The sequence below is a fragment of the Sphingomonas sp. genome, from assembly GCF_035555815.1.
Lineage (GTDB): Bacteria > Pseudomonadota > Alphaproteobacteria > Sphingomonadales > Sphingomonadaceae > Sphingomonas.
Genome location: NZ_DATMGG010000170.1, coordinates 20,430 through 30,619, shown reverse-complemented (window position 1 = coordinate 30,619; position 10,190 = coordinate 20,430). Strand labels below are relative to the sequence as shown.

General features: G+C 69.8%; 12 protein-coding genes and 1 tRNA gene. 9 read left to right on the top strand and 4 right to left on the bottom strand.

What is annotated here, in order from left to right:
* A partial coding sequence (locus VNR91_RS09500; protein WP_325490523.1) for an acetyl-CoA carboxylase carboxyltransferase subunit alpha occupies positions 1-751 on the top strand: 751 nt, incomplete at its 5' end.
* 208 nt (positions 752-959) lie between these two features.
* Here the strand turns inward: VNR91_RS09500 and VNR91_RS09495 are convergent.
* Positions 960-1,133: a Flp family type IVb pilin gene (locus VNR91_RS09495; RefSeq protein ID WP_325490522.1), complete on the bottom strand. Its 174-nt coding sequence runs from the start codon at positions 1,131-1,133 to the stop codon at positions 960-962.
* A gap of 108 nt (positions 1,134-1,241) precedes the next feature.
* The gene (locus VNR91_RS09490; protein ID WP_325490521.1) at positions 1,242-1,427 is read right to left on the bottom strand and encodes a Flp family type IVb pilin; all 186 of its coding nucleotides are present in this window, start codon (positions 1,425-1,427) and stop codon (positions 1,242-1,244) included.
* Positions 1,428-1,480: 53 nt separating this feature from the next.
* Between VNR91_RS09490 and VNR91_RS09485 the strand changes: the two genes are divergently transcribed.
* Complete coding sequence (locus VNR91_RS09485) at positions 1,481-1,900, top strand: (deoxy)nucleoside triphosphate pyrophosphohydrolase (RefSeq protein WP_325490520.1); 420 nt, start codon at positions 1,481-1,483, stop codon at positions 1,898-1,900.
* Positions 1,901-2,126: 226 nt separating this feature from the next.
* Here VNR91_RS09485 and VNR91_RS09480 read toward each other — a convergent pair whose 3' ends face one another.
* A complete protein-coding gene (locus tag VNR91_RS09480) occupies positions 2,127-2,936 on the bottom strand; it encodes a methyltransferase domain-containing protein (RefSeq protein ID WP_325490519.1) in 810 nt (269 codons plus the stop codon).
* Between the two features lie 48 nt (positions 2,937-2,984).
* Between VNR91_RS09480 and VNR91_RS09475 the strand changes: the two genes are divergently transcribed.
* From VNR91_RS09475 to VNR91_RS09455, 5 genes are all read left to right on the top strand, one after another.
* Entirely contained in the window at positions 2,985-3,725 is a 741-nt protein-coding gene (locus tag VNR91_RS09475; RefSeq protein ID WP_325490518.1) for a ComF family protein, read from the top strand.
* Between the two features lie 64 nt (positions 3,726-3,789).
* A complete protein-coding gene (gene grxC / locus VNR91_RS09470; protein ID WP_325490517.1) occupies positions 3,790-4,047 on the top strand; it encodes a glutaredoxin 3 in 258 nt (85 codons plus the stop codon).
* A complete protein-coding gene (locus VNR91_RS09465; protein WP_325490516.1) occupies positions 4,044-4,868 on the top strand; it encodes a carbon-nitrogen hydrolase family protein in 825 nt (274 codons plus the stop codon). The genes grxC and VNR91_RS09465 overlap by 4 nt, the downstream gene beginning before the upstream one ends.
* Positions 4,865-5,299, top strand: a complete 435-nt coding sequence (locus VNR91_RS09460) for a DUF1178 family protein (RefSeq protein WP_325490515.1) — start codon at positions 4,865-4,867, stop codon at positions 5,297-5,299. The genes VNR91_RS09465 and VNR91_RS09460 overlap by 4 nt, the downstream gene beginning before the upstream one ends.
* A 35-nt stretch (positions 5,300-5,334) precedes the next feature.
* Positions 5,335-5,411: transfer RNA gene (locus tag VNR91_RS09455), tRNA-Arg, on the top strand.
* A 254-nt stretch (positions 5,412-5,665) separates the two neighbouring features.
* On the opposite strand, the gene VNR91_RS09450 is transcribed toward VNR91_RS09455, so the two are convergent.
* On the bottom strand, positions 5,666-6,469 hold the full coding sequence (locus tag VNR91_RS09450) for a SapC family protein (RefSeq protein ID WP_325490514.1): 804 nt from the start codon (positions 6,467-6,469) through the stop codon (positions 5,666-5,668).
* A gap of 342 nt (positions 6,470-6,811) precedes the next feature.
* Between VNR91_RS09450 and VNR91_RS09445 the strand changes: the two genes are divergently transcribed.
* Complete coding sequence (locus VNR91_RS09445) at positions 6,812-8,437, top strand: TolC family protein (protein ID WP_325490513.1); 1,626 nt, start codon at positions 6,812-6,814, stop codon at positions 8,435-8,437.
* Entirely contained in the window at positions 8,434-10,188 is a 1,755-nt protein-coding gene (locus VNR91_RS09440) for a type I secretion system permease/ATPase (protein ID WP_325490512.1), read from the top strand. Before VNR91_RS09445 ends, VNR91_RS09440 begins: the two co-directional genes overlap by 4 nt.
* The last annotated feature ends 2 nt before the right edge of the window (positions 10,189-10,190 follow it).

Sequence of the window (10,190 nt, the reverse complement as noted above, 5' to 3'; positions counted from 1 at the left end):
CGACCGTCCGCATTTCAAGGACTATGTCGCGGCGCTGGTCGACGATTTCATGCCGCTGGGCGGCGACCGCGCCTTTGCCGACGATCAGGCGATCATCGGCGGCCTCGGCACGTTCCGCGGGCGCAAGGTGATGGTGATCGGCCATGAAAAGGGCGACGACACCGCCAGCCGGCTCAGGCACAATTTCGGCATGGGCAAGCCGGAGGGCTATCGCAAGGCGATCCGGCTGATGAAGCTCGCCGACCGTTTCGGGCTGCCGGTGCTGACGCTGGTCGACACGTCGGGCGCGTTCCCCGGCGTGCAGGCGGAGGAGCGCGGCCAGGCCGAGGCGATCGCCCGCTCGACCGAGGCGTGCCTGGAGCTGGGCGTGCCGATGGTCGCGGCGGTGGTGGGTGAGGGCGGATCGGGCGGCGCGGTGGCGCTGGCGACCGGCAACACCGTGCTGATGTTCGAGCACGCGATCTATGCGGTGATCTCGCCGGAGGGATGCGCGTCGATCCTGTGGCGCACCGCCGACAAGGCCGCCGAGGCCGCCGAGGCGATGAAGGTCACCGCGCAGGACCTGATGGGGCTGGGCGTGATCGACGGCATCGTGCCCGAGCCGCTGGGCGGCGCGCACCGCGATGCGGCGGCGGCGATCGAATCGCTGGGGCAGGCGCTGTGGGACGCGCTGGTCGCGTTCGACGGCATGGAGCCCGCCGCGATCCGCGCCGCGCGGCGCGCCAAGTTCCTGGGCATCGGCCGGGGCTGAGGCCGGGCGAGCGCCGCACAGCGCGCTGGTCCGTAACAATACCCGCTACCCCGGCCCCGGTGCCGGGGGCCACCAGCCCTCATGCGCCGCGCCCGGGGCCTCTTGCCCCGGCTCGGCGCTGACGGCGCACAGTCTTTTTCCACCCCGCAAACGAAAAGGGGCGGCGGAACCGAAGTCCCGCCGCCCCGATTTCTGTCGTCTGCGACGATTAGCCGGCTGCGCCGCCCATCGTGTCGCTGACGTTGGTGAAGGTCTTCTTGAGCGAGTTGCCCAGACCCTGCATCGCCGCGATCGCGGCAACGGCGATCAGAGCGGCGATCAGGCCGTACTCGATCGCGGTCGCACCCTTGGAATTCTTGATGAAGTTGCGAATCTTCTGCATGTCGGTCTCCATAATTGAAGCTTCAGTCACCCGGCCATCGCGAGTTGTCCCCCGACAGCAGCCCCGAAATTAAGAGGCGGAAGTTGAGAAAGGTTTAATGCCGCGCCGTCATCCGGTGGCGGTCTCGACCTTCGACGAGACGTTTTCCCAGAAGCCGGTCGTCGCCTGGCCAAGCGAGCTCAGCGCCGAAACCATCGCGATGACGATGAAGGCGATGATCAGGCCGTATTCGACCGCGGTCGCGGCCTTGCGGTCGCGGGCCAGCCGGCCCAGGGCATGGGTAATAGCGCGCATATGATCGGTCTCCGGTCGATCGCCGATCACGCTAGACCGGGAGCATTAACGAAATGTCACCATTGCCGGCGCACGGATCATTGTTGCACGTCACTGCCGCCGCGCTGGTCGACGGCGACGGGCGCGTGCTGGTGCAGCAGCGCCCGCCGGGCACCGCGATGGCCGGGCTGTGGGAATTCCCCGGCGGCAAGATCGAGCCGGGTGAAACGCCCGAGGCGGCGCTGATCCGCGAACTGGACGAGGAGCTGGGGATCGGCGTCGAATCGGCGTGCCTCGCCCCCGCAGCCTTCGCCAGCGAGGGGCTGGGCGATCGCCATTTGCTGCTGCTGCTCTACATCTGCCGCAAATGGCGCGGCCAACCCGAGGCGCGCCACGCCACCGCGCTCCAGTGGCTGCGCCCGGTCGACCTGCACCGGCTGGCGATGCCCCCGGCGGACAAGCCGCTGATCGGCCTGCTCGACGCGCTGGTGTAATAGTCTTCTTCTTAGCGCGAGGAAGACGAACGGCCTTTCGACATGCTCAGGGCGAACGGGGGGTGGGCCTGATCGGGGCGCAAGCGTATCGAGCGGGCTGGCGGCGGCGGGCACGCGCTGCGTCGGGCAACGCGCACGACATGCCGGTGTCGCTGGTGCCACTCCCATCCGTTCGCGCTCAGCTTGTCGAAGCACCGCCCTTCTGCTCCTCCGCTCCCCGGAAAGCTCAGACCTTCGGCTTGAGCGCCTCCAGCAAACTGGTGGTCGCGCTGCCGCGCCGCGCCGGCTTGGGTTGCGACGGATCGGGCGCCCACCCCGTCAGGAACACGATCTCGAACCGCTCCGGCGTGCGGCCGTCGGGGTCGGCGTGTTCGGCGAAAGTCTGTGCCGCCCGTGCCAGCGTCGCGCGGGTCAGCGGCGTGCGATCACGCAGCAAATTGGTCGATCCGGTCGCGCGCAGGTCGGCGAGCAGCTTGAACAAGTCGGGATAGCGCACGTTCAGCGTTTCGGTATCGGCGACGGGCAGCGCGAATCCGGCGCGGACCAGCAGGTCGCCGGCCGATCGCACGTCGATCTGCGGGTGGAGCCGGGTCACCCCCGGCTCGGCGTCGCGCAGCACCGCGCGCAGCGTCGCCAGGCTGCCCGCGCCGGCGAACGCGCCCAGGAACAGCCCGTCGGGGCGCAGCACGCGGCGGATCAGCGCCAGCGCGCCGGGCAGGTCGTTGACCTGGTCGAGCACCCCGGCCGACACCACCAGGTCGAAACTGGCGTCGGCGAACGGCAGGCGATCCTCATCGGCCTGAACGCCGCCCCGCGCGAAGATCGCCCCGGCGTCGCAGCGCGCGATCGTCGCGCCGGGAAGCGTGAAGGCGTGGTCCGCCGCACCCAGATCGAGCACGTCGGTGAAGCTCCGCGTCACCGCGTCCAGCCGATCGACGATGCCGTCGATCATCGCCGCGCGCAGGAATCCGTCATAGCCGCGCGCGGCGCGGTCGCGGCGCAGCCGGCGCAGATGGCGGTCGAAGATGTCGGGCATATCCACGGCGGCGCTTGTGCGGCGGCGCGGCGGCGGCGACAAGGGGCAATGCTCGACGCGCTGGCCCGGCCGCTCGCAACCGTCGCCGCGCTGGCGCTGCCGCCACGCTGCCCCGGCTGCGGCGCGGTGGGGGAGGCCGATCACCGTTTCTGCGCGCGCTGCTGGGGCCGGCTCGATTTTCTCGGGCCGCCGTGGTGCGCCGGATGTGCGCGGCCGTTTCCCTTCGATCGCGGCGATGGCGCGCTGTGTGGCCCGTGCCTCGCCGATCCGCCACCCTATGCCGGCGCCCGCGCGGCGGTGGCGTACGGCGATGTCGCCAGGACGGTGGCGTTGCGTCTCAAATATGCCGGACGCACCGCCTTCGCCCAGACGGCGGCGCGGCAGATGGCGCGGCTGCTGCCCGACGACGCGACGTTGCTGGTGCCGGTGCCGCTCCACCGTCGCCGGTTATGGTCGCGCGGCTACAACCAGGCGGCGCTGATCGCCGACGCGCTGGCCCGCGCCAGCGGGGTGCCGCGCGCTCACGATCTGCTGCTCCGCCGCAAGCCGACGCCGGTGCTGCGCGGGCTGGGCCGCCGCGCGCGGGCAAAGGCGGTGGCCGGCGCGTTCGCGCTGGCCGATCGCGCCGCGCCCCGGCTGATGGGCGCGCATATCGTGCTGGTCGACGATGTCTTCACCACCGGCGCGACCGCGGGCGCCTGCACCCGCGTGCTGCTGCGCGGCGGCGCGGCGCGGGTGACCGTGCTGGCGTGGGCGCGCGTGATCGATCCGCAAGCGACGGGTGATTGAAGCCCACCTGATTGAGACCCAGGTGATTGACAAGCGCGACCGCGCCTCACACCTCTGGGGGACGATGGCAAAGGTCGAAATCTACACCAAGGCGTTCTGTCCCTATTGCGCGCGCGCCGAACGGCTGCTGGCCGGAAAGGGCGTGGAATATGAGGAGATCGACATCACCCTCGGCGGCCCGCGCCGGGCGGAGATGATCCAGCGCGCCGACGGCCGGACCACCGTGCCGCAGATCTTCATCGACGGCCGCCACATCGGCGGTTCCGACGATCTCGCCGCGCTCGATCGGGATGGCGGACTGGATCCGTTGCTGACGCCATGAAGGCGGCGCTGCTCCAGATGACCAGCGGGATCGATCCCGCCGCCAACGCCCGCACCATCGTCGATTCGGTCGCCGCGGCACAGGCCGGCGGCGCGGCGATGCTGTTCACGCCCGAGATGTCGGGTCTGATCGACAAGGATCGCGCGCGCGCCGCACGGCATATCACCCGTGCCGAGGATGACGTCGTGCTCGCGGCGGTCCGCGACGCGGCGGCGCGGCACGGCCTGTGGGTCCATATCGGCTCGCTGGCGGTGCTTGCCGACGACGGGCGCTTCGCCAACCGCGCGTTCGTGATCGATGATACCGGCGCGATCCGCGCGACCTACGACAAGCTCCATCTGTTCGACGTCGACCTGCCCACCGGCGAAAGCTGGCGCGAATCCGCCGCCTATGCGCCGGGCGAGCGCGCGGTGACGGTGGCGACGCCGCTCGGCGTGCTCGGCCTCGCGATCTGTTACGACCTGCGCTTCCCGACGCTGTTCCAGGCGTTGAGCGGGGCGGGCGCGACGATCCTCGCGGTGCCGGCGGCGTTCACCGTGCCGACCGGCATGGCGCACTGGCACACGCTGCTGCGCGCGCGCGCGATCGAATCGGGCGCCTTCGTCCTCGCCGCGGCGCAGGTCGGCAGCCATGCCGACGGCCGGGCCACCTACGGCCATTCGCTGGCGATCGATCCGTGGGGCGGGGTGCTGCTCGACATGGGCAGCGCGGCCGGGCTGGGCTTTGCCGATATCGATCCCGCCCGTGTCGCCGACACGCGCCAGCGCATCCCGGTGATCGACCATCGCCGCGCGATCCCGCCGGTCGAGGCGGCGCCGTGATCGCCTTCGACCTGCGCTGCGCGGGCCAGCATGTGTTCGAGGCGTGGTTCGCCTCCAGCGCCGCCTATGAGGAGCAGCGCGCGTCGGGCCTGCTGATGTGCCCGGTGTGCGGCGACGGCGACATCGCCAAGGCGGTGATGGCGCCCAACGTCGCCGCAAAGGGCAATCGCGCCGCCGCCACCGCGCCGCCGGCCGTCGCGATCAAGCAGGTGATGGCCGCGATCGCTGCCGAACAGGCGAAGGCGCTCGAAAGCTCGCAATGGGTCGGCATGGCCTTCGCCGATCAGGCGCGCGCGATGCATCTTGGCGACACGCCGCCCGCGTCGATCCACGGCCAGACGACGCGCGACGAGGCGCGGGCGCTGATCGATGAGGGCGTTCCGGTCGCGCCGCTGCTGGTGCCGGTGGTCCCGCCCGAAGCGCGCAATTGACCCTGGCCGGGGCGGCGATTACCAGCACGCCCCGTGCCCTCGTAGCTCAGCAGGATAGAGCGACGGTTTCCTAAACCGCAGGTCGGAGGTTCGAATCCTCTCGAGGGCACCATGATTTGTTGCCTCAAGCGCCGGCGCGGGCGTCCGCCCGCTTGGCTGTCCTCGCACACGCTCGGGCGCGCGTTCGCGCTTGCGAACCCTGACGGGTTCGAAGTCGCTCCTTCGGGCGCACCACCACACAGCGGCGCGCCCCACTTGCCCAGGCGCAAAAAAAAAGCGCCGGACCGCTGTCGCGGCCGGCGCTTTTCCCCCTTTTCAGGGTCGGCCCTGACAGGGCCGTGTGACGTCAGTGTGTCAGCTGCCGTGTCAGGCGTTGGCGTTGGCCGGCGTCGCCTCGATCGCCGACGGCGCCTGCGGCGCGCTGCCCTGGGCGATCTGCTTGCCGAACAGCTCGCGCATCTGGCTGAGCGACATCAGATGGGCGTAGAGCAGCGGCAACATGCCCGATTGCGCCATCTTGCGCAGCTGGTCGCCGCGCAGGTCGTTGAGCTTGGCTTCGTCGACCATCTGGAAGCCGCGATAGACGAACGGCTGCGCCGCGCCGTCGGGCTGGATCTGGACCTCGCCGTCGATCAGCAGCTTCAGCTCCTTCAGCTCGGCCATGAACGCGGCGGTCTTCTGGCCGGCCTGCTCGAACTGCTCGGCGAACGCCAGGATCGCCTTGGTCAGCTCGGTCGGCTCGCCGTTCTCGAACAGCTTCTCGCCCTCGTCGAACGCGCCGATCACGTCGGCGGTCGGGTCGAAGCACAGCGACAGCTCGTCCGAATCGGGGCGCAGCCGCGCCAGCAGATAGGGGTAGCGGCGGATGTACGCCGGCACATAGGTGTCGGTGTCGCGCAGCTTGCCCTCGGCGTCGATGAACACGTTGACGCCCTCGTTCAGTCCCATCAGCGCCAGCGGCACCGGATCGTCGCCGATCGAGAAGACGATCGGCATCCGGCGCTGGACGATCGGGAATTCCTCGACCGTCAGCGGCACGGCGTGCTGGGTGGCGAGGAACGGCGCCGCGTTCGACGGCCGCACGCGCCAGTCGGCGTGGAGCTGGCTCGAAAGCGGTTGAAGGTCGTTGTAGAGCAACGGAAGCTGGGCAGCGGCCGGCGTGGTGGCCATCGGGAATCTCCAGTACGGAAAGATCGGGAATGTCGTCGGCGCTGCGCGACCGGTCGAACGCGGCCGTGTGTAGGCGGCGGCGCGGCGCCGCGCAACCCATTGAACCGCCCCTGCGCCGGCGTTGGTGCGGATGTGCTTTACAGTCCCTGAACGCTCCTCTATGGCAACCCCGCCGTACGAGGGGCAGGGGCGTCCAGGGACCGTGTGGCAGTTTCACAGTAGCGTCGCATGGCATGTCCATCGCGGCCCGGTCGCGTTGACGGGGCTGACTTCGGCCATGCATGCATCATAGTAGGAGCGCCGCATTTGAATTCGCGGTTCCCACCCCGGAGTGGCGTAGCGTTGTTGTCCTCGGCCTTGTGCTGCCTGCCGGTGATGGCGGCGGCGCAATCGGGTCAACCGCAGGCTGGCCCTCCCGCCAATTCGCTCATCGTCGATCCGCAGCAGGGCGCGACCCCGCGTCCGATCGCGCCGGCCCCCACCCCCGCCACGCCGAACTACACGCCCCCGGCGTCGCCGGCGCCGGCGCCGGCACCGGTCATGCGCGCCGGCCCCGGCATCACGCTCCAGCCGCTGCGCGGCACGTTGCCCGACAGCGACGGCGATGGCGCGCTGGTGCCGTTGCCCGGGGTGCGTGGCGACGGTTTTGCCGGGGCGCCGCCGGGGGATCCGTTCGCGGTCGATCCGGCGACCGATCCGATCCTTAAGCTGGCCCGGCCCAGTGAGAGTGCCGCTGATTTCCGCGCCGCGATTCAGGCGGTGGTGCAGCGCAACCCCAGCCGTGCGGAAGCGGTGGCGCAGCAGGACGAGGCGGTCGGCGCGCGCAACGAAGCCCGCGCGGTGCAATATCCGGTGGTCGACCTGTCGCTGTCGCACTTCGAGGTGCTCGACCGCGAATTCTCCAACGATCCGCAGAACGTCCTCGAACGCTCGCGCCCGGCCAAGCGCACCGACGGCATCGTCCGCATCCAGCAGCCGCTGATCGACTTCGGCAGCACCCGCGACCGCATCTCCGCCGGCAACCGCCGGATCGAGGCGGCGACGGCGGGGATCGACAGCACCAACACCGAAATCGCGATGCGCGGCATTTCCGCCTGGTATCAGGTGTTCGGCTATCGCGCGCTGGTCGCGCTGTGTCGGTCGTTCGTCGACGGGCAGGTCGCGCTGAAGGGCGCGATTCAGGAGCGCGTCAAGCAGGGCTATTCCGCGCCGGGCGATCTGGCGCAGGTCGAAAGCTATATCGCCGCCGCGCAGGCCCAGCTCGCCGGCTATCAGCGCCAGCTCGCCAGCGCCGAGGCGCAATATGAAGGCGTGACTGGGCTCGCCCCGCCAGCGACGCTGGGCCGCGCGCCCGCCGCCGAATTGCCGCCGGTGTCGCAGGATCGCGCGCGCCAGGATGCGGAGACGATCCCGTCGGTGCGCGCGGCCAAGATGGCGGCGGAAGCGGCGCGGTTCGATGCCAAGGCGACGCGCGCCAATGCGCTGCCGTCGGTCAGCGCCAGCGTCGACGCCGGCCGCTATGGCGTTTTCGAGACCGCGAAGGACTATGACATCCGCGGCACCGTGACGCTCAGCCAGCGGCTGGGCGGCGGCGCCACCCAGCGGATGGACCAGTCCGCCGCCCGCGCGCGCGGTGCGGAGGCGCGCTATCAGGAAGCGCGTACCAACGCGATCCGCGACGCCGCCATCGCCTGGTCCGACGTCCAGGCGATCGAGGCGAGCGAGGCGGCGATCCGCGACAATTATCTCGCGACGCGGCAATCGCGCGACGTGCTCGCCGAACGCTTCCGCGTCTCGCGCGGCACCTTGTTCGACCTGCTCGGCGCCGAGGCCAATTATTTCAACGTCGCCGCCCGGTACATCGAAACGGTGACCGAGCTGGATATCGCGCGCTACGCCTTGCTGGCGCGCCGGGGCAAATTGCTCGACGCGTTCAACGTCGAGCCTGCACAATTGGATCGCAAATGACCGACACCGCCAAGGGGCACGTCAACGACCATGCCATCGTGCAGGGTCCGCAGCCCCGTTTCGCCGCCTGGCTGGCGGAGCCGATGCTCCGCAACAAGGGTATCTATCTGAAGGTCGCGCTGGCCGCGGCGATGATCAACATCTTCGGCCTGATCGTCAGCCTGTTCACGATGACGGTCTATGACCGGGTCGTGCCGAACATGGCGCTCGATTCGCTGACCGCGCTGTCGATCGGGCTGCTGTTCGTGCTCGCGTTCGACTTCATCCTGCGCGTGCTGCGCGCCTATTTCCTCGACGTCGCCGGCGCCGACATCGACCGGGAGATCGGCGCGAACGTGTTCGACCGGATGATGGCGATCCGCATGGACCTGAAGCGCGGGTCGAGCGGCGCGCTGGTCGGGCTGATGCGCGAGCTGGAGACGATGCGCGATTTCCTCGCCTCCGCCACCATGACCGCGCTGGTCGACGTGCCGTTCATCTTCGTCACCCTGCTGTTCATCGCGCTGATCGGCGGCTGGCTGGTGTTCGTGCCGCTGGCGATCATCCCGGTGATCGTCGCCGCCGGTATCTTCACCCGACCGGCGATGGACCGGCTGGCGGCGCGGACGCTGAACGAGGGCTTCGCCAAGCAGGCGGTGCTGGTCGAAGCGATCGGCTCGCTGGAAATGGTCAAGGTCAGCAACGCCGCGCCGCTGCTGCGCCGCCGCTGGCTGAAGGCGATGGACCAGCAGGCCGACAGCTCGCTGCGCGGGCGCCTGGTCTCCACCATCGCGGTGACGATCGCCGCGTCGGGCAATTCGGTGTCCTACGCCGGCGTCGTCATTACCGGCGTGTTCCTGATCGCCAGCCGCGACATCACCACCGGCGCGCTGGTCGCCTGCTCGATCCTGTCGGGGCGCGCGGTGCAGCCGCTGGGCAGCATCGCCCAGCTGCTGTCGCGCGTGTCGCTGACGCGCACGTCGTACAAGCAGCTCAACGCGATGATGTCGATGCCGTCGGAGGGTCCGGGCGAGGGTGGTCTGGTCCCGGCGCGCGTGGCCGGCAAGATCGAGTTCCGCAACGTCGAGTTCAAATATCCCGCCGCTCCGGAAAAGACGCTGCGCGGCGTCAGCTTCACGATCGAGCCGGGGGAAAAGGTCGCGCTGGTCGGCCGGGTCGGATCGGGCAAGTCGACGCTGCTGCGGCTGCTGTCGGGACTCTATACGCCGGAAGAAGGCGTCATCCTGATCGACGGCACCGACATCCGCCAATATGACCCGATCTCGCTGCGTCAGAAGATCGGCGTGGCGATCCAGGATCCGGTGCTGCTGTCGGGCACGGTGCGGGAGAATATCCTGCTCGACCGCCCCGGCTTCGCGGACGAGGAGATGCTGCGCTGTGCCGAACTGTCGGGCAGCCACGGCTTCATGGGTGAGATCACCAACGGCTACGACCTGCGCCTGGCCGATCGCGGCGAGGGGCTTTCGGGCGGCCAGCGCCAGTCGATCACCATCGCGCGCGCGCTGGTCGGCAAGCCGCCGATCATGCTGTTCGACGAACCGACCAGCGCGATGGACGCGCAGACCGAGGGCGCGCTGATCGACCGGCTCGCCGAAGAGCTGAAGGGCCGCACCATGGTGCTGGTGTCGCACCGCACCGCGCTGCTGCGGCTGGTCGACCGCATCATCATCATCGAGAAGGGCAAGGTCGCCAGCGACGGTCCGCGCGACCAGGTTCTCGCCCAGCTCCAGCGCCCGCGCGCTGTCGCCTGACA